The organism is Nonomuraea sp. NPDC050786 (genome assembly GCF_040654115.1).
Lineage (GTDB): Bacteria > Actinomycetota > Actinomycetes > Streptosporangiales > Streptosporangiaceae > Nonomuraea.
Genome location: NZ_JBFAHJ010000001.1, coordinates 217745 through 237211, shown reverse-complemented (window position 1 = coordinate 237211; position 19467 = coordinate 217745). Strand labels below are relative to the sequence as shown.

The following is a 19467-nucleotide window of genomic DNA, read 5'->3' as shown; positions in this document are numbered from 1 at the left end:
GGCGGCGGCAGGAGTGGATCAACCGGCGGCGGCGCGGCCGGCCTGGCGGCCTGAGAAGAGGCAGCCGCCCAGGAAGGTGCCCTCAAGGGCGTTGTAGCCGTGCACCCCGCCACCCCCGAACCCGGCGATCTCCCCGGCCGCGAAGAGCCCGTCGATGGGCCGGCCGTCCAGCCCCAGGACGCGCGAGTCGAGGTCGGTCTGGATGCCGCCGAGCGTCTTCCGGGTGAGCACGTGCAGCATGACCCCGATCAGCGGTCCGGCGGCCGGATCGAGGATGCGGTGCGGCGTGACGGTGCGGCCCAGCCGGTCGCCCAGATAGCGGCGCGCGTTGCGGATGCCCTGGATCTGCGAGTCCTTGCTGTACGGGTTCGCGACCTGCAGGTCGCGGGCCTCGATCTGGCGGCGGACGAGGTCGGCGTCGAGCAGCGGCTCGATCGTGAGCTGGTTCATCTTGGCCACCAGCTCGTCCAGGGTGTCGGCCACGACGAAGTCGGCCCCGTTGCGCATGAAGGCCTCCACCGGGGCGGGGGCGCCCTTGCCGAGAAGGCGTTCGCGGAGGAACGCCTTGCGGTCGTTGCGCGTGATGTCGGGGTTCTGCTCGGAGCCCGACAGCGCGAACTCCTTCTCGATGATCCTCTGGGTCAGCACGAACCACGAGTGGTCGTGGCCGGTGCCGCGCAGGTGGCGCAGCGTGCTCAGCGTGTCGTAGCCGGGCAGGCAGGGGTCCGGCAGCCGCCGCCCCAGCGCGTCGAACCACATCGAGGAGGGGCCAGGCAGGATCCGGATGCCGTGGCCCGGCCAGATCGGATCCCAGTTGCGCAGGCCCTCGGTGTAGTGCCACATGCGGTCGCGGTTGACCAGCCGCGCCCCGGCCTCGGCGCTGATGTCCAGCATCCGGCCGTCCACGTACGCGGGCACGCCGGTCACCATGCTCTCCGGGGCGCTGCCCATCCGATCGGGCCAGTAGCGCCGCACCATGTCGTGGTTGCCGCCGATGCCGCCGCTCGTGACGATCACCGCGGGCGCGGCCAGCTCGAACTCGCCGACCTCGTCGCGGTTGGAGGCGACCCCGCGCGGCGAGTCGTCCTCGGCGAGCAGCGTGCCGCGCACGCCTTTCACCGCGCCGCCGCTCATGACCAGCCCGTCCACCCGGTGGCGGTGGTAGAAGGTGACCAGCCCGCGCTCGGCCGCCTGCCGCACCCCGGCGACGAACGGCCTCAGCACGCCCGGCCCGGTACCCCAGGTGACGTGGAAGCGCGGCACGGAGTTGCCGTGCCCGTCCGCGCGCAGGTCGCCACGCTCGGCCCAGCCGACGGTGGGCAGCAGCTTGATGCCGAGCCGATCGAGCCAGGCGCGCTTCTCCCCGGCCGCGAACTCGACATAGGCGCGCGCCCACCGTACGGCCCAGGAGTCCTCGTCCTCGAGCCGGTCGAACTGGGCGCTGCCCTGCCAGTCGTTCCAGGCCAGCTCGAAGGAGTCCGTCACTCCCATCCGCCGCTGCTGCGGCGAGTCGACCAGGAACAGGCCGCCGAAGGACCAGAATGCCTGGCCGCCCAGATTGGCCGCGCTCTCCTGGTCGACCACGGCGACCCGCTTGCCCTTGGCGGTGAGTTCACAGGTCGCCACCAGGCCTGCCAGGCCGGCTCCGACGACGATGACGTCAGCGTTCATGCGCCGATGATTGCGTCTGCGACATCCCCCGGTCCAGGGGGCTGTCACGCGCCCTTCGTCTCCAGCAGGCGGTCGAGCCTGAGCGCGAGGTCGATCATCTCGCACCGGAGGGAGTCGAACTTCTCCATGATCTCGAACTGGGTGGACTTGAAGTGCTCGTTCGTCTGCGCGCGGAAACCGGCGATCTCCACGATGAGGGCCTCGAAGTCCTGGCCCACCTCCGTGCGGACGCCCGCGATCTCGGCCTTCAGCTCGGCGAGGCGGATCGCCGTCTCCGGGACGGGGACCGGCGGGACGGGCCTGTTCGGGCCGGTCTGTGCTGGTACGAGGCCGGAGTGGTGGGAGCGCCGGCCGGGGTCCCTGCCGGAACGCACGAATGTCTCTAGAGCTGCCACCCGGCGTTTCAGGTCGAGGATCTCTGCCTCTACGTTCACGCACTCCTACCTTCGCCATGGCCACCCCGGGCCTCACTCACTGTGTGCACATGATGGCAAGCGGTTCATGATCAGGAGCGAGCGATCGCCGAAGCGGGTGCGGATTTTTCGAAAGCCGGCGCTGAGGGGGGACATGGTGACGGCCACCGCGTGACGCTCCTCCGAAGAGCCACGGTTCGCGTCGAAGGAGCGCAGGGCGATGGCCGCAGGGACCAGTTTGCTGCCTGAGCGGTCTTTGGTGAAGCCCTGTCAGGATCGGTGACTCCTACTTGTCGCGTCGCACCCGTTCGGTCAGGGTCCGGAGCGGGTCACCTTCCCTGGCGGGCGGCCTTGCCGCCGGCACCGAAGAAAAAGACGGTCGCGGCCAGGCCGAGCACGACGACGAGCACGTCGGCGACCAGCGTGAGGGTGGGCAGGGTGATGAACAGGTCGACCGCCTTGAACAGGACGGAGACGATGGCGATGATGACGGCGAAGATCCGGGCGACGCCACCGCCGCGCAGCGCCAGCAAGGCGAGCAGGGCGAGTACGAGCGACCAGAAGATCGTGCTGTAGGCGAGCCCGGAGTAGATCATGTGGAGCCCCTCGAACCGGTCGCTATGGATGTCGACCTCGTCGGGGCTGATGGGGTCAGAGCCCATGTCCGCATTCGCGGCGATTTGTTCTTTGATCGCCTCTGTGCCGGAGATGATGATCCCGATGGGGCTGATCACGTTGAGCGTCGCGGCGGCGATGGCGGCGTACACCGCTCGGGTCAAGTTCGCCGGTCTTTGGGGGTCGTTGACGGCGCGCGGGCCTTCGAAGTGGGCGGGTGTTTGCCGTTCGTACATGGACATGCGGATCCCTTTCCGGAACGTTGTGCGTCTCGACGATGCGGTGATTACCGACCTGTGTCAGGCGCTCCGCGATCGTTGGTGTCGCGCGCATTTCGCGTGGCCTTGAGAGGTATAGCAGATTCGCTCGGTCTTGGAGAATTGCGGCGAATTCTGGAACTCGATCGGCGGGGGGCAAGCGGCTTCGCAGGCGCTGATATCAGCTCCCACCTGCGACGGAAGGCGAAGAGAAGAAAAACGGAAGAGCGATACTCTAATGTTCTGGGACGTCAGCCGGGCGCGCATTGCCGACCGCGACAACCATTAGTGAGCGATTTCTGCCTGGCCGTCAGGACGGCAAAGAATGTTCTTTGTCCGGCGCTCGGAAGATTATTGGCGCGCGCATAAACGCCCCGGGCGCGGGCGCGGGTATGTGGATCCGCCGATCGACCGCCGACGACCACGGCGGCCGATCGGCCCCCGTCGTCCCTTGAGGCCACGACGCTGCTGATCAAGCGCGGGCGGCTGAGATGGGCTGGGTGACGGGGGGTGCCGCTGGCGTGGGACGCCGCCGTCACGCTGACCGCGAGCTACCAGAAGGTGTTCTCCACCGACCCCGCACTCGGTTTCTTCGCCCAGCGCGACCGCTACCAGACGGCGCTGGACCAGGGGAGCTGCTCGCGCCGGCCAGGACCCAGGACGCGATGGAGCAGATCGTGGTCGACTCCACCGTGGACGGGATCCTGGCGGCGCTCTTCGCGGTCCTGGTCGTCGTCGTGATCCTCGACGCCCTGCGCGTGTGGGTGAAGGCGATCAGGTCGCGGGAGCCGCTGCCGACCACGGAGACGCCGTTCGAGGAGTCGAAGATCGTCGTCCCTGCCGGGCTCAGTCGCGACCCGGCAGGAGCGGGCGGCGCTAGAGGCGTAGCTCCGGAGGGAAACCGGTCCACCGCAGGTCGGCGGGCAGGTGGCCCATGTCGTTGAAGAACAGGACGGAGGCCGGGCGCTCCGGGGTGTACCTGATGACGGTCAGGGCGGCGTTGCAGTGGTTGAGGCCGAGCCAGCGCCAGCCGGGGGCGTCCAGCGCGGCACGGACGAGCCAGCCGATCAGGAAGTTGTGTGTGACGACCAGCTCGTGCCGCGTCCCTTCCACCGGCCCGGTGAACAGCTCCTCGGCCTCACGGGCGAGCCGCGCGCCGTCGTCGTCCGGGAACCGGCCGACGAAGCCCAGGAGCTGCTCCGCGTGCTGCGGGGGCAGCTCCTCCTTCTCCGGTACGTACGGGACGAAGTCTCCGGCGGCCTCGGAGACCCGCACGGGGACGTCCGGGAGCTGCTCGGCGATCAGGCGGGCGGTCTGGGTGGCCCTGGGGAGCGGGCCGTGGTGGATGGCGGCGAGGGGGACGTCCTTCAGCCGCCCGCCGAGCAGCGTGGCCTGGCGGCGGCCGCGCTCCGTCAGGCCGCTCTCGTCCGGCGTGGCCTCTCCGTGGCGGGTCAGGTAGAGGTAGCGGGTCATCGGGCCCCTTTTGTTGATTTCGGCGGTACGTCATGGGCATGGTAGGGCGTGGCCAGCGACGAGACACGCGACGGGATCGCGCTCACCAACCTCGACCAGCCGCTCTTCGACGGGGCGGAAGCGACCAAGCGCGACCTGGTCGACTACCTCGACGCCGTCAGCGACCGGATCATCCCGGCCCTGCGCGACCGGGCGCTCTCCGTCATCCGGGTACGGCCGGGGCAGGAGCCGTTCATGCAGAAGAACCTGCCCAAGTACGCCCCCGACTGGATGAGGTCGGTCTCCGTGTGGGCCGAGGCGTCACGCAGGCAGGTGACGTACGCGCTGTGCAACGACAGGAAGACGCTGCTCTGGTTCGCCAACCAGCGGGCCGTGGAGTACCACCCGGCGCTCTTCCTGGGCGACCATCCCACGCACATGGTGCTCGACCTCGACCCGCCCGACGGCGGTGACGCCTTTTCGCTGGCCGTACGCGGGGCGTTGCTGGTGCGCCAGGCGCTGGCCGACGCCGGGCTGGCGGGGGCGGTGAAGACCAGCGGGGCCAAGGGCGTGCACGTGTTCGTGCCCGTGGCCGAGGGGACCGGCATGGAGGACCTGGCGGCGGCCACCCGGGCGCTGGCCGCGCGGGCCGAGCGGCTGGACCCGGCGCTGGCCACCACGGCGTTCATCCGCGAGGACCGCGCCGGCAAGGTGTTCATCGACTCGACCAGGGCGGGCGGGGCCACGGTGGTGGCCGCGTACAGTCCGCGCATCCGTCCCGGCGCGCCCGTGTCCTTCCCGGTGGCGTGGGAGTCGATCGAGGACGTCGCGCCCGCCGACTTCACCGTTCACACGGCGGCGGAGCTGCTGAAGGGGGCCGACCCGTGGGCCGAGCTCATGCCAGAGCCGCAGCGGCTGCCCGCGGACCTGGTCGAGCAGGGGCACACGATCCCGGTCGCCCGCGTACAGGCGATGCACGAGGGCAAACGGCGCGCCCGCGCTCGTCGCGGCGAGTGACCATACACCACCCGCGTCCGCGGTGACCCGCTGGAATGTCCGGATTCTGGCGCGCGTGTGGGCCTTCTCAGTGATCCCTGCCCGGGTTACGTTCGCCTGGCGGCTCGGGGGACTTGCCGCATTCCCGTTCAGCAGAGGGACCTTCATGCGTCGAATCACCATCGCACTGATCACCGCACTCTCCCTACCGCTGGCCATGGCCACGCCCGCCGGCGCCGTCGGCCTGGACGACGCCTTCGCCAAGCTGCTCGTCAAACAGGTCAAGGGCCCGAACGTCAAGAAGCACCTCGAGGCCCTGCAGGCGATCGCCACCGCCAACGGCGGCACGCGCGCCGCGGGCACGCCGGGCTACAACGCCTCCCGCGACTACGTGGCGGGCAGGCTGCGCAAGGCCGGGTACAAGGTGACGCTCCAACCGATCAACTACGTCGAGAGCTGGTCCGAGAACGCACCGCCCACCCTCGCGCTGACCGCGCCCGGCTCGAAGTCGTACGTGCCGAACGAGGACTTCTACTCCTTCCAGCCCTCCCCGGCCGGTGACGTGACCGCGCAGGTCCAAGGCGTGGACCTGACGCTCCCGCCGGCCCCGTCACCCTCGTCGAACAGCGGCTGCGAGGAGTCCGCCTTCGCCGGCTTCGTGCCCGGCCGGATCGCGCTCATCCAGCGCGGCACCTGCGCGTTCGCCCAGAAGATCCGTAACGCGGGGCGCGCGGGAGCTGCCGGGATCATCGTGTTCAACGAGGGGCAGCCGGGGCGGACCGACGCGTTCCCGCTGGACATCGGCGAGTGGCGGGCCGACGTCCCGATGGTCTTCGCCGACTTCGCCGTCGGCAACGAGCTGGCGTCCACGCCCGGCGCGACCGTCCGGCTCAAGGTCGACTCCAAGCTCGTGCTCGGCACCAACGACAACGTGATCGCGGAGTCCCGCTTCGGAGACCCGCGCCACGTCGTGATGACCGGCGCCCACCTCGACAGCGTCACCGCCGGCCCCGGCATCAATGACGACGGCTCCGGCACCGCCTCGATCCTGGAGGTCGCCGAGGAGATGGCGCACTTCCCGGTGAAGAACAAGGTCCGCTTCGCCTTCTGGGCCGCCGAGGAGATCGGCCTGCTCGGGTCCGACCAGTACGTCGAGGCGCTGTCGGAGGCCGAACGCGATCGGATCCGGGTGTACCTGAACTTCGACATGGTGGCCTCGCCGAACTACGCGTACAAGCTGTATGACGGGGACAACTCCGACAACGTCGGCTCCCCGGCCGGGCCGCCCGGATCCGCCGAGATCGAGAGGCAGCTCCAGGCGTTCTACGCCTCGCGCCACCTGCCCACCGTCGGCACGGACTTCGACGGGCGCTCCGACTACGGCCCGTTCATCGCGGTGGGGATCCCGTCGGGCGGGATCTTCACGGGCGCCGAGGGGATCAAGACGGCCGAGGAGGCGGCGCTGTTCGGCGGCACGGCGGGGGCGGCGTACGACGCCTGCTACCACCAGGCGTGCGACACGATGGCCAACATCAACGACACGGCGCTGGACGTGGACGCCGACGCGATCGCCGACTCGATCGCCCGCTACGCCTTCAACCTCCGCTCCATCCCGTCGAGGACCGCCGCTGGGGCGGCGCCGCAGGTCGCCAAGACAGCAACCTGACTCCCGCCACCCCGGCCCGTCCTGGCCGGGGCCGACCGCCACCCGGCCGAGCACACGCCTCTGCCGGGTGGGGCTTTGGTGGTGCATCATGCCTCAGGAGACGAGGACCAGGAGACGAGGACCAGGAGACGAGGACCAGGAGACGAGGACCAGGAGACAAGGACCAGGAGACAAGGACCAGGCAGCGAGGATCGGGCAGCGAGGACCAGGAGGCGAGGCCGCGTCCGTAGCAGGGCCGGGCGCGGCCTCGCGATCCCCCTAGCGGGTGATCTTGACGTCGTCCACGCCCGCCTCCACCAGGGAGGCGCCCGAGGCGTCGGCGGCGTCGATGAGGATGCGGACCGTCTGCCCCGCGAACGCGTTCAGGCTGGCCGTGGCCGTGGCCCAGGCGCCGTTGCGGTTGGCGGCCGAACCCGTCTGGTTCAGCACCGTCGTCGTGGTGGTGCCGACCACGCGTACCCGGAAGTAGTCGGCGCTGGAGGCGTTCGAGCCGTGCGCCAGGTACCACGACAGCGACAGGTTCAGCGGGCCCGTGGACGGGAGCGTGATGGGCGGCGACTGGATCGAGGTGACGCCGCCGTCGATGTCGTAGTCACCGGCCGAGGACCCCGAGAGACGGCCGGTCACCAGGTCGTTGGCGCCGCTCACGGTGGTGCCGAGCTGCTTGGCGCCGCTTGAGGTGGTGTCCTCGGGGTCGCCGCGCTCCCACTGCCCGGTGGTGGCGGTGTCGGTGCTCGACGGGTTGACGGTCCATCCGGTGGCCGACTCGAACGTGTCCTGCCAGACCACGACCGGCGGCACCGCGGTGGCGATCGTCCACACCGCGTACGCGATCGCGTCGGCGTTCCTGTCGAGCGCGGTGTCGTTGATGTTGGCCGCCGTGTCGCAGGAGCGGTGGTAACAGGCGTCGAACGCCTGTCCGGCCGTGCCGCCCCACAGCGTGGCCTGGGCCGAGGACTTGATGCCTTCGGCGCCGGTGAACGTGCCGCCCGCCGGGATGCCCGCCGAGATGAACGGCCCGTAGTCGGAGCGGCCGTCGAAGTCGGTGCCCCGGGTCGGCACCCCGATCGAGGTGAAGTAGTCCTGGAGGGTCTTCTCCAGCTGCGCGGACCCGGCCGGACCGGGCCCGGAGCCGGTGCCGTCGGAGTCGTCGCCGTCGTACAGGAAATAGCCGGGGTTGGGGGAGCCGACCATGTCGAAGTTCAGGTACGCCTTGATCCGCGCGCGATCCGCGGCCGGCAGGTTGTTCACGTAGAACTGCGATCCACGCAGCCCCAGCTCCTCCGCGCCCCACCAGGCGAAGCGCAGGTGCTTGGCCGGCTGGAGCGACTGGCGGGCCACTTCGAGCGCGGTCTCCAGGATGGACGCGCTGCCCGAGCCGTTGTCGTTGATGCCGGGCCCGGCGGTGACGCTGTCGAGGTGCGCGCCGACCATGAGGATGTCGTTGGGGTCCCCGCCCGGCCAGTCGGCGATGACGTTGTAGCCGGTGGCGCCGTTGTAGGTGAACGACTGGAGGGTGGTGGTGAAGCCGGCGGCGTCCAGCTGGCCCCGTACGTAGTTGGCCGAGGCCAGGTAGCCGGGGCGGCCGTGCGCGCGGTTCCCGCCGTTGGCGGTGGCGATGGACTGGAGCTGGGCGAGGTGGGCTTTGACGTTCGCCAGGGAGATGTCCGGCGATGCGGCGGCCCGGGCGGGTATGCCCGGCAGGACGATCGCGAGGGATGACGCGATCACTGCGGCGATGCCTAATCGCACGCCTTTTCCGCAGGTGAGCGGCATGGTGGTGCCTCCATCCGAGGTCGAGAGAGGAAGATCCCGAGATGGTGCTCATAGGAACGTAACCCGTCAAAACGGGTTCGCCTAGGCCTATGAATGGAGGGTCAGACCGGGCCGCAGCGCCGCCAGGACGATCTCGGGCTGGTCGGCGAAGAAACGGATCGAGGTGGCCTCGCCACGGCCGCCGAGCGGGCGCACGAAGGCGATCGGCTCGGTCAGTTCGATCGTCATGTTCGTCTGCGAGGCGACCGCCACGCTGAGCCGCCCGTCCTTGACCGCGACCATCTTGCTCTCGTTGTAGCTGCGGCTGGTCCGCACGGAGGCGATCTGCTCGACGGGCACGCGCAACTCGAAGTACACGCCGTACCGGATGCGCAGCTCGTCGGAGGTGATGACGTGTGGCCTGGTGGCGCAGGAGGCGGCCATCATGACCCCGAACAGGAGCCCGTACACGTCGGCGTAGAGCACCGCGAACCGCAGCCACGCCGGCACGTCGAGCGCGACCAGCAGCAGATCGACCACCACGGTCTCGACCGCCATCGCGAACAGCATCAGCGACAGCACGAACGTCTGCGCCTTCGTGTACGTCGCGACGGCCGCCCCGTCCGGCACCCCATGCCGACGCCGCACCATCCACAGCCCGATGGCGGCCATCCCCTTCAACTCGAATCCCACGATCCGCAGCACGGCTCGGCCCATCGGGTTCCTCTCTCTCGGCGCGATCAACCCCGATTAGAAACGTTGACGTCGCGTCAAGGTCAAGCCGATGGGATTCCGGCTGTCTCGACTGCTCAGAAGGGGATTCAGGGGGCGCTATTGATCTTTGGGAGCCAAGCGGGGAGCCACTGCTCTACCCGGCTTGCGGCTTGAAGATCTTGTCCATCACGACCGCGCCCCTGGTGAGGGCCGGCCGGATCTCTTGCCGGTAGACGGTCTCGGTCACGTGCGTTGATGAGTGACCAACGATGCGGGCGATCTCCTCAATCGCCACGTCGTGAGCGGACAGCAAGGACACGAAGCTGTGCCGTAGCTCTCGCGGACACCAATTGGTGCCGATGCCTGCTGCCTCTGTGATGAGCCTGAATTCCCGCCAGATGTAATAGCGGTTCATCGGGGTTCCGTCTTCTCGACGGAACACGTGTGCGGTGTCGTCTCCTCGTTCTCTTGAAGCGAGGCGTTCTGCTGCCCTGGCTCTGTGTAGCTCGGTCAGGACCCGTACGCCCCAGCCCGAGGGCCGAGAGCAGAGAAGCCGTGGCGAGCCCTCCACATCACCAATGACTCATGCCCTTCCATCCGGTACGTCGCACTCCGTGCCATGTTGATGGCGAAAATCGCCCTTGTAGCAAGATCTTGCGAAAGTTACGCTTTGCCCGTTTGGTAACTGCTCCGAGCTGCACGTGTCAGGACGACGTTCTGCCGGGTGGGTGGAGCTTCGTCCGGCGTCGAAGGGCGCCCTGCGTGGTTCGGAGCGTGACGGCGTATGCGCCGGAGTTTGGCATGGGCTCGTTCTGGGCGAAAGTGTGCCGTGATGGCAGGCATCCTCATAAGCCTGCTGCCGGGGTTCCTCATGTTGCAGTCGTTACCGGCGACTGCCGATGCGGCCGCCCCTGCTGCGACCGCTGCTTTCCAAGGCTCTCTGGAGACGCCGAAGCAGGTTTTCGGGTCCACGACAGCTTTGCCGACGCTCACCTCGACCGAGGCCACGCGGACTTCCGCCAGTTTGGGCACGCCGAAGGAAGACACCGAGGCGCCGAAGAACGCGTTGCCGCGGGAAGAGCGTGAAGGTGTCAGGCGGGAGGCGAGGGCGTCCAGTAAGCCTGTGAGCGGCGGTTCGGCGTTCATGGCGCAGTTGGCGGCTGAGCCGCCGTGTGGGAGCGTCCCGGCGTGGAGAGCCGGCTATGAGGTCGCCGCGTATGAGCGTGCGGCCTACCAGCAGACCATCTGGGAAGCCATGTTGGGAATACCGGGCTATCTCAACCAAAAGCCGCCACCAGATTTTTACCCCGGCACTTACTGGAAGAAGATCGGCCCCTGCCCGCTGCCGCCGGCCCCAACGGTCACCTCGATGTCTCCGGACAACGGTGTGCAATTGATGACGACCACGCCGACGTTGAGCGCGACGGCCACCACATGGGCGGGCGGCACGATCAGCTTCGACTTCGAGGTGTGCGAGAGCCCATCAATGTCCGTCTGCAACACCTACGAGGACTGCTGTCGGACGTCGTCCGGCAGTCGGACGGTGCCCGACGGTGTGCTGGCCTGGGGACGCCAGTACTGGTGGCGAGTCAAGGTGTCAGACGCCTCCAGCATCGGCGGCCAAAGTGCGTACTCGCGGACGCAGTCGTTCGTCGTCGGGGTGCGCCAGCCCACGATCACCTCGCAGTTGTCCACCCCGGGCGTGAACGGACAGGAGTTCCATCAGGCGTCCGGGAACTACACCACCACGTTCACCGATGTCCAGGTGCCGGTGGCCGGCCCGCCGCTGTCGGTGGTGCGCTCCTACAACAGCATGGACCCGCGGCGTGACGCCGCTTTCGGCGCGGGGTGGTCCACGCGCTGGGACATGCGCGTGGTGGAGGAGACCATCCGTGGGCTCGCCTCAGTGCTGGTGACCTACCCGGACGGGCGCCAGGTGCGCTTCGCCAAGAAGCCCGATGGCGGTTACCAGCCTCCGCCCGGCATGTTCGCCACGCTCGCCAAGAACACCGACGGCAGCTGGCGACTGATGGACAAGTCCTCCACCTCGTACGCTTTCGACAGCAGCGGGCGGTTGCTGAAGGTGACCGACCAGCGAGGCCGCACCCAGAACCTGGAGTACGGCAGCGACGGCAAGCTCGCCAAGGCCACCGCTCCTGGAGGCCGGTCGCTCACCTTCACCTGGTCCGGCGCGCACGTCGAAACGGTGACGACGGACCCGGTCGATGGCAAGCCGCTGACGTGGGTTTACACCTACAACGGCGACGTGCTGGAGAAGGTCTGCAACCCGGCGCAGGAATGCACCGTCTACAGCCACAACCCCGGGTCGCTGTATCGCAGCACCGTGCTGGACTCCGACCCAATGGGATACTGGCGGTTCGGGGAAACCACCGGTCGGCCAGCCAAGGACCTGGGCTGGATCGGTAACGCTAGTTACAACAACGATATCGCGTTAAGCCAGCCTGGTGCGCTGGCCGGGACGCCGGACACCGCGGTCGGCATCCCCGCCTCCAGCACTGGGGCGATTGGACTTCCCAGCGGGATCATTCCGCGTGCGGGCGCCTGGGCCTCGATAGAGACCTGGTTCAAAACCGGCGCAAGCGGAACCATCATGACGGTTCAGGGCGATTATTCGTACATTAATTTCCCCATGTTGCAGGTGACCGCGGACGGCAAGCTGGCGGCCGGCTACGACGCCGCGTCCCGGATCGTCACCACGGCTGTGGTCAAGAACGACGCGTGGCACCATGCCGTCCTGACAGCAGAGGGGGACCGGCAGACGCTGTACGTGGATGGTGTGGCCGTTGGGACCTTCAGCGGGGCGATCAGGAATACAAGTTCTTACTATGCCCAGTACATGACGCTCGGCGGCATATCCGCGACGGTCGACGAACTCGCTGTCTACGATCGCCCGCTGTCGTCGGCCGAGGTCGCCCGCCACTACGCGGCCCGGGCCGAGGCGCCGCACAAGCTCACCAAGATCACCCTGCCGTCGGGCCGGATCTGGGCAGCCAACACCTACGACGCGTCCACCGACCGGATCAAAACCCACACCGACAGCAACGGCGGCACCTGGCAGCTCGGCGACCTGACCACCGACAGCACGACGGGTATGTCCACCGTCACGGTCACCGACCCCAACAGCAACACCCTGTCATCCGTCCATGACTCATGGCGCGGCTACCGCCTGGTCTCCCAAACCGACCAACTCGGCAAGAAGGCGACCTACAGCTACGACACCGGCGGCTTCCTGCAAACCATCACCGACCCGAACCTCAACACCGTCACCACCTACAACGACGCCCGCGGCAACGTACTCCAGCGCAGAACCTGCCGAACCAGCACCTGCCAGCTCGTCCGCAGCGAGTACTACCTCAACAGCAACGATCCGTTCGATCAGCGCAACGACCGCGTGCTCAAGGTCCGCGATGCCCGCTCGGCCAGCGCCACCGACAACACCTACGCCACCACCTTCGAGTACAACCAGTACGGCGAGCAGACCAAACAGACCACCCCAGCAACTTCTGATTTCCCGAACGGCCGTTCGGCCACCGTCGCCTACACCGACGGCACTGAAGCGGCGGTCGGTGGCGGCACCACCCCAGCAGGTTTGGTCTCCTCGCAGACGGATCCCAGGGGCAACACGTGGACCTACCGCTACACCGCTGCCGGCGACTTGGCCGAGCAGCGTGACCCCGAAGGGCTTCTGGTCAAGCTAAGTTACGACCCGCTGGGCCGCCTGCGGGAGAAGTCGCAGGTATCGCAGGCCCATCCGGATGGGGTCAAGACCGCCCTCACCTACGACGAAGTGGGGCGAGTGGCGACGCAGACGGAGCCGGGCGTCAAGAATGAGGTGTCCGGCGTCACCCACACCAAGCGCACCACGTACGCCTACGACCCGGACGGCAACAAGCTCAGCGAGACCATCAGCGACCTGACCGGCGGAGACGCCGAGCGTTCCACCGTCTACACCTACGACGCTCACGGCCGGGTCGAGACCTCCACCGATCCCGAGGGCGGTGTGGTCCGCCAGAACTGGAACACCATCGGCAGCCTGGCCACGGTGACCGACGCCAGAGGCGCAGTCATTGAATATGGGTACAGCAAACGCGGTGAGCTGGCCTCGAAGACGCTGAAGGGCTGGACCGGCAGCCCGGTCAACCCGCAACCGGCCAAAGATGTGGTCCTGGAGTCGTTTAGTTACGACGATGGTGGCCGTCTGGCTGTGCAGTCCGACGCCATGGGCCGCAAGACGACCTTCAAGTACTTCAACAACAACCTGCTCGCCCAAAAGACCGCTAGTGCTGTCAAGCTGAACGGCTCCACCACCGCACGCGATGTGGTCCTCGAGGACCACACCTATGACGACGCAGGAAACCAGACCAAGCTGGTCACAGGTGGCGGAAAGGTAACGACCGAGTACGTTTACGACGCGGCCGCTCGCCTGACCTCACAAACCCTCGACCCCGGCGACCTGGGCCTGAACCGCAAGACCGTCTTCACCTACGACGCCAACAACAACACGATCAAGACCGCCCGTACCGGAGCCGGATCGGCCCGTACCGAGATCACCGAGTACGCCTACAACAAGACGAACCTCCTCACCACGACGACCGTCGAGAACGGCGACGTGGACCTCGTCTCCACCGTCACCTACGACGACCGCGGCCTGGCCGTCGCCTCCACTGACCCGCGCGGCAACGCCGACGGCGCCAACAAGGCCGACTTCACCACCGAGATGCGCTATGACGCGCTGGGGCGTCTGGTCGAGGCGACCGGGCCGCAGGTCAAGGTGGAAAAGGCAGGTACAGCTGCCGACGCGCACCCCACGGTCCACTTTGGCTACGACACCCTCGGTGCGAAGACCCACGAGACTGACGCCGAGGGCCGCACGGTGACTTCCACGTTCGACAAGGCCGGCCATCTGACCGACCGACGCGCCCCCAGCTACACCCCACCCGGCGGCACATCGGTCACTCCCACCGCCTCGTACGCCTACGACGCTGCCGGGCAATTGATCTCCACCACTGATCCGCGCGGCTATACGACCACGTTCGACTACGACAAGCTCGGCCGCCAGGTCCGCGTCACCGACCCCGCTCCGGACGGGCAGACCGCAGGCACGTGGGTGACCGAATACGATCTGGCCGGAGAGAAGCTCGCTACCCTCGACCCGACCGGCGCCCGCAGCGAGGCCACATACGACGACCTCGGCCGGCAGATCACCGCCACGCAGATCGAACGCAAGCCCACCAGCGCTGCCTACACCACGACCATGGAGTACGACGACGCCGGCCGCCTGGTCAAGCAGATCGCCCCGGGCAACAAGGCAACGTCGTACACTGTGAATGCCGCGGGCGAGGTCAAAACCGTGACCGATCCACTGACCAACAAGACCACCATGGACTACGACCTGGCCGGCCGTCTGATCAAGACCATCGACCCGAACCGCAACGCCACCACCGCCGAATACGACCTGGCTGGCCGCAAAACCGCGGTTAAGGACCTGGACTCAACCGGCGCAGTGCTGCGAACCTTCGGCTACGGCTACGACGCGGCAGGCAACCAGATCAGCGCCACCTCACCCGAGGGCCACGTCACCAAGCAGACCTTCGACGCGCTGAGCCGGACAACCTCACTCATCGAGCCGGTCTCGGCCAGTGAACAGATCACCACAAGCTTCGGCTACGACGCCACCGGCGCCCGCACCCGCCTCATCGACGGCCGGGGCAACGCCACCTGGACCACCTACAACACCCTCGGCCTGGTCGAAACGGTGACCGAACCGTCCACTACCGCCCACCCGAACCCCGCCGACCGTACCTGGACCCAGATCTACGACAAGGCGGGCAACCAAGTCGCCACCATCCAGCCCGGCGGCGTACGCATCGACCGCACCTTCGACCACCTCGGCCGCCTCACCAAGGAAACCGGCGCGGGCGGCGGCGCCACAACAGCGGAGCGCACCTTCGGCTACGATCTGGCCGACCGCCCCACCACTGCGGGCGACCTGACCGTCGATTTCAACGACCGTGGACTGCCGTTGAAGGTTTCACGTGGCACCGCACAGGAGACGGCCTACGGATACGACGAACTCGGCAACCCCAACCAGCGCATCGACGCCGCAGGAACCTCTACCTTCACCTGGGACAAGGCCAACCGCCTCGAAACCGCCACTGACCCGGTCACCGGCCGCACCCTGACCTACGGCTACGACCCGGCCAGCCGCCTGAAGACCATAACCGCCACCAGCGGCACGGCCAGCACCCAGACCATCGACTACGACAACATGGACCGGATCACCGGCCAGACGCTGAAGAACGGGTCCGGCACGCAGCTCGCCCAGATCACCTACGGGTGGGACAAGGACGACAACCTCACCACCAAGACCACCGTCGGCCTGGCGGGCGCAGGCACCAACACCTACGGCTACGACCATGCCGGACGCCTCACCTCCTGGACCGCCCCCGGCGGCGCCACCACCGCCTATGAGTGGGACGCCGCCGGCAACCGCACCAAGGCCGGGAACGCGACGTTCACCTACGACGAGCGCAACCGACTGACCAGCGGCGACGGCACTGACTACACCTACACGGCGCGCGGCACCCTGGCCACCAGCACTAAGGCGGGCGCCACCACCCAGTACACCTTCGACGCCTTCGACCGGCTCATCGCCGACGGCGACAGTCTCTACAGCTACGACGCCCTCGACCGCATGACTAGCCGCATCCGCGGCACCGCTAAGCAGACCTTCGCCTACGCCGGGCTGAGCAACGACCTGGCCGCCATCAGCGATAGCAGTGGCGCCGTCCAGGCCAAGTACGCCCGCGATGCCAGCGGCGGCCTACTCGGTCTCAAAGAAGGCACCAGCGCGGCCGTGGCGGCGCTCAACGACCTGCACGGCGACCTGGTGGCCACCTTCACCACCAGCCTGCAGATTTCGACCGCCTACGACCCGTTCGGCACCGTCACCGCCCAGACCGGCGCCAAAACGCTGCTCGGTTACCAAGGCGAATACACCGATCCGGACACCGGCAAGGTCAACATGCACGCCCGCTGGTACCAGCCCAGCACCGGCGCCTTCACCAGCCGCGACACCGCCACCCTCAACCCCAGCCCCTCCGTCCAGGCCAACCGCTACACCTACGCCAACGCCTCGCCCCTCACCGGCACCGACCCCACCGGCCACTACACCATCGACAGCGGCTCGCTCGGCGGGGTCGGCTACGGCGGCTCCGGATCGAGCGGCTACACCACCATCCCTGCGGGCGGTTACAGCAGCAGCAAGAGCAGCGGGGGCACGTGCATCGGAAGCTGCTACGGAGGCGGCGGCGTGGTGGAGGTTTGCACCGCCTGCATCACCGCAGGCGAGGCGACTTGGAACTTCGCCGACGACGCCATGGATTGGTACTTCGAGAACTACGTCCTGCCGAGCCTTCCCTCTTTCAGCAACGAGGAGGCGCAGCGAATCGGCGTGATGACGAACGGTATGACGGCACCAGCTGACTACTGGGAAATGTCTGCCAAGCAGCGCGCCGCGGTAACAGATTTCATCTCGTGGGTCAACTTTATGAATCCTTCGATCACGGAGGAGGAGTTGCTCGGCATCATCCGAACTGAATCTGATTCGGAAATGAGAGGTACGTTTGGTAGCAACACCACCTCCAATACTTCGGGCAGGAAGGCCGCCTATCGAACTAAGCCTTATTCGGGAATGGGAGGTCCGTCTGGTAGCAACACCGCCTCCAATGCTCCGAGCAGACAGTCCATTTATGACAAATACAAGGCGATCGCTAAGTATCGTGGCGATATCGACAAGGCCGCCGCGCACCACGGGATCAGCAGATACGTTCTCGCGGCAGTAATCATGTGGGAGAGCACGCATGCGTCGGAAGGCCTAGGGGTAGGTGCCATCGAAGCAATACGCAGAGAGGGATGGAACGCATCGCTAGGCGTTGGCCAACTGGAGGCCTACAAGGCTCGATGGATGCTTATCAAATACTACAGCAATGAAAGGGACTGGACGAAAGCAACGTTGAGAGATGTTGCAAGGCAGCTGTTTAATGCGGTCAGAGCCATCCATCTAACTGCCGCCTGGTTGAAGCATCTCAAGCAGAACATTGTCGTCACAGATTCGGACACTGGAGTCACTCGTCATATCAGTGACAAAGAAGCCGCATACGCTTATTGTGGATGCTCTGGAGTGGTGTTCAGAAACAAGGACGGGTCGGTAAACTACCCGGTTCCGAAATATGACAGATTCCGCGTCTGGGTACAAAGTGGCTACCGTTATCTCAACACCACTAATGCGGGCAACGCGATCCAGCGTAAGAAAGACCTGGACGCCATGCTGGAGCCAGGTACCGGCGAGGCTTGGATATTCGCACGGTAAGTCGAAGGAGACAGCTTTGGTCACGGTCGGCGGCGGCGGAGAAGTTCGCCGTCAAGGCATAAAAGATCACGCACTGCGAGGCAAAGCATGGAGGCTGGTTGCTCTGCTTGTCGCAGTAGTCTTCTTTGCCGCCGGATGCGGAGCAAAGGATCTGACTGCCCACCAGATGGCTACTGCTACTTATAGGGTGACTCCTGCAGCTCTCGATGATATACGAAGCATTGGATTGGTACAGGCAGAGTCCAGTGTAGAAGTAGACATGGACGAGTCGGTCGCGGTCACGAATACGTTCGTCATCGACGTTGGCAGTGCGAGCGCCAATGCAGCGACGGCAAAATCGGCCAGCCTCCTCCGTGAGCGCGGGTGGGAGATAATCGGCAAGGAGCGGCCGTGGTTCATCACGATGAAATCCACTAAATGGGACGCCTTTTTGGCTATCGATTCTTTCCAGTCTGTACATTTAGCGAGCCACCCTGACATCTTGAAGGCGCTCAAGGACAAGTCCGCGAACACCAAAGCGTCTGTGATCATAAATGTCGAGGTATATCAAGGGGGGTAACAAGTCGTCAGGCCACGCACGTTGTCCCGATCAACGGTATATCTGTATATGCCTATGTGCAGACGAGTCATCATGAGTTGGTCTCTCGATGACCGCTTGTGATCCTGCTCGTGCTGACACGTATGCAATGGCAGGGATTCGCCGGACTTTCTCTTATTGGGACAAGATTTTAATTCCAGACGGCGGGTTCCTCCGACAGCGAGCAGAGGACATCGGCCCGACCCGGCACATGCCTAAGCCCAGCCCGTGCTCCGAGCATCTCCGGTAGTCCTTTGTTCACCCAGGAGCCGATTGACCGTCTGCCTGTCCGCAGGCTTCACGTCAAGGTCAACGACGCATACGTCCGAAAGGGCCGGTGCGCCTGTCGACACTCAGCTCGTTCCTACGCGCCTTCGCTTGGGGCAACTCCGCCGGCCGGAGAAGAGCGCGGGTGAGATCCTGGTCAGACTGGCCAGGCACACACCGCTGCTACCGGGCGCGGACGTGCTGGCCTTACTCGACATCGACTCCATGCAGCGTGCACCTACGGCCATGTCAAGCAAGGCTCGGGCTTCGGCCACACCAAGATTGCGGGCAAGGGCGTCCTGGTGCGCGGGCTGAACGTGCTGGACGCCACCCGGTCCACGCCGCTGGCCGCCTCCATCATTTGCGGCACGCGGCTGCGGGGCGGCCGCGCTAACTCCGCCCGCGGCGCGGCGCCGTTCCTGCGTGAGTCGATTCCGCTGGCCCGCGCCAACGGCGCGATGGTCACGCTGATAGTGCGGGGCGATAGCGTGTTCTACGCCGCCGAAGCGGTGGCCGTCTGCCGCGACCACGACGCCCGTTTCTCCATCACCGCCAAGCTGAACCCAAGGTCAAACAGGCGATTGCCGCCATCGGCGAGGACACCTGGACGCCCATCAAGTATCCGCTCGCCCTCTTGGATGAGCAGGCCGGCGGCGGGGTCTCCGATGCCGAGGTGGCCGAGACCTCCTGCA

At 66.6% G+C, this 19467-nt stretch carries 12 protein-coding genes; 5 read left to right on the top strand and 7 right to left on the bottom strand.

The genetic code is table 11. The features are described from left to right. Positions 1-18 precede the first annotated feature (18 nt). From AB0H84_RS01260 to AB0H84_RS01250, 3 genes are all read right to left on the bottom strand, one after another. The gene (locus AB0H84_RS01260) at positions 19-1671 is read right to left on the bottom strand and encodes an FAD-binding dehydrogenase (protein ID WP_357596312.1); all 1653 of its coding nucleotides are present in this window, start codon (positions 1669-1671) and stop codon (positions 19-21) included. A gap of 44 nt (positions 1672-1715) precedes the next feature. Next, complete coding sequence (locus tag AB0H84_RS01255) at positions 1716-2105, bottom strand: hypothetical protein (RefSeq protein ID WP_357596310.1); 390 nt, start codon at positions 2103-2105, stop codon at positions 1716-1718. A gap of 308 nt (positions 2106-2413) precedes the next feature. Then, positions 2414-2851, bottom strand: coding sequence for a hypothetical protein (locus tag AB0H84_RS01250; RefSeq protein ID WP_357596307.1), 438 nt, complete (start codon positions 2849-2851; stop codon positions 2414-2416). A 770-nt stretch (positions 2852-3621) separates the two neighbouring features. Here AB0H84_RS01250 and AB0H84_RS01245 point away from each other — a divergent pair. After that, positions 3622-3900, top strand: coding sequence for a hypothetical protein (locus AB0H84_RS01245; RefSeq protein WP_357596304.1), 279 nt, complete (start codon positions 3622-3624; stop codon positions 3898-3900). On the opposite strand, the gene AB0H84_RS01240 is transcribed toward AB0H84_RS01245, so the two are convergent. Continuing rightward, on the bottom strand, positions 3833-4429 hold the full coding sequence (locus AB0H84_RS01240; RefSeq protein WP_357596301.1) for a histidine phosphatase family protein: 597 nt from the start codon (positions 4427-4429) through the stop codon (positions 3833-3835). The genes AB0H84_RS01245 and AB0H84_RS01240 overlap by 68 nt on opposite strands. A gap of 48 nt (positions 4430-4477) precedes the next feature. Here AB0H84_RS01240 and AB0H84_RS01235 point away from each other — a divergent pair, with 48 nt between their 5' ends. After that, on the top strand, positions 4478-5425 hold the full coding sequence (locus tag AB0H84_RS01235) for an ATP-dependent DNA ligase (protein WP_357596298.1): 948 nt from the start codon (positions 4478-4480) through the stop codon (positions 5423-5425). A gap of 145 nt (positions 5426-5570) precedes the next feature. Continuing rightward, entirely contained in the window at positions 5571-7070 is a 1500-nt protein-coding gene (locus AB0H84_RS01230; protein WP_357596295.1) for a M20/M25/M40 family metallo-hydrolase, read from the top strand. Between the two features lie 258 nt (positions 7071-7328). On the opposite strand, the gene AB0H84_RS01225 is transcribed toward AB0H84_RS01230, so the two are convergent. The 3 genes from AB0H84_RS01225 to AB0H84_RS01215 all read right to left on the bottom strand — a co-directional run bounded on the left by AB0H84_RS01225 (position 7329) and on the right by AB0H84_RS01215 (position 10110). Next, positions 7329-8822: a M28 family metallopeptidase gene (locus tag AB0H84_RS01225; protein WP_357596292.1), complete on the bottom strand. Its 1494-nt coding sequence runs from the start codon at positions 8820-8822 to the stop codon at positions 7329-7331. A gap of 111 nt (positions 8823-8933) precedes the next feature. After that, positions 8934-9542, bottom strand: coding sequence for a hypothetical protein (locus AB0H84_RS01220; RefSeq protein WP_357596289.1), 609 nt, complete (start codon positions 9540-9542; stop codon positions 8934-8936). A gap of 151 nt (positions 9543-9693) precedes the next feature. Then, positions 9694-10110, bottom strand: coding sequence for a tyrosine-type recombinase/integrase (locus AB0H84_RS01215; RefSeq protein ID WP_357596286.1), 417 nt, complete (start codon positions 10108-10110; stop codon positions 9694-9696). A gap of 261 nt (positions 10111-10371) precedes the next feature. Here AB0H84_RS01215 and AB0H84_RS01210 point away from each other — a divergent pair, with 261 nt between their 5' ends. Together AB0H84_RS01210 and AB0H84_RS01205 are read left to right on the top strand one after the other, a co-directional pair. After that, positions 10372-17931, top strand: coding sequence for an RHS repeat-associated core domain-containing protein (locus AB0H84_RS01210; RefSeq protein WP_357596283.1), 7560 nt, complete (start codon positions 10372-10374; stop codon positions 17929-17931). A gap of 16 nt (positions 17932-17947) precedes the next feature. Next, positions 17948-18490 carry a hypothetical protein gene (locus tag AB0H84_RS01205; RefSeq protein WP_357596280.1) on the top strand — a complete coding sequence of 181 codons (543 nt, stop codon included), beginning with the start codon at positions 17948-17950 and terminating at the stop codon, positions 18488-18490. Positions 18491-19467: the final 977 nt, after the last annotated feature.

Coding starts and splice junctions, on each gene's coding strand:
- AB0H84_RS01260 (WP_357596312.1), bottom strand. CDS start 1,671: ATGAACGCTGACGTCATCGTCGTCGGAGCCGGCCTGGCAGGCCTGGTG.
- AB0H84_RS01245 (WP_357596304.1), top strand. CDS start 3,622: ATGGAGCAGATCGTGGTCGACTCCACCGTGGACGGGATCCTGGCGGCG.
- AB0H84_RS01240 (WP_357596301.1), bottom strand. CDS start 4,429: ATGACCCGCTACCTCTACCTGACCCGCCACGGAGAGGCCACGCCGGAC.
- AB0H84_RS01230 (WP_357596295.1), top strand. CDS start 5,571: ATGCGTCGAATCACCATCGCACTGATCACCGCACTCTCCCTACCGCTG.
- AB0H84_RS01220 (WP_357596289.1), bottom strand. CDS start 9,542: ATGGGCCGAGCCGTGCTGCGGATCGTGGGATTCGAGTTGAAGGGGATG.
- AB0H84_RS01210 (WP_357596283.1), top strand. CDS start 10,372: ATGGCAGGCATCCTCATAAGCCTGCTGCCGGGGTTCCTCATGTTGCAG.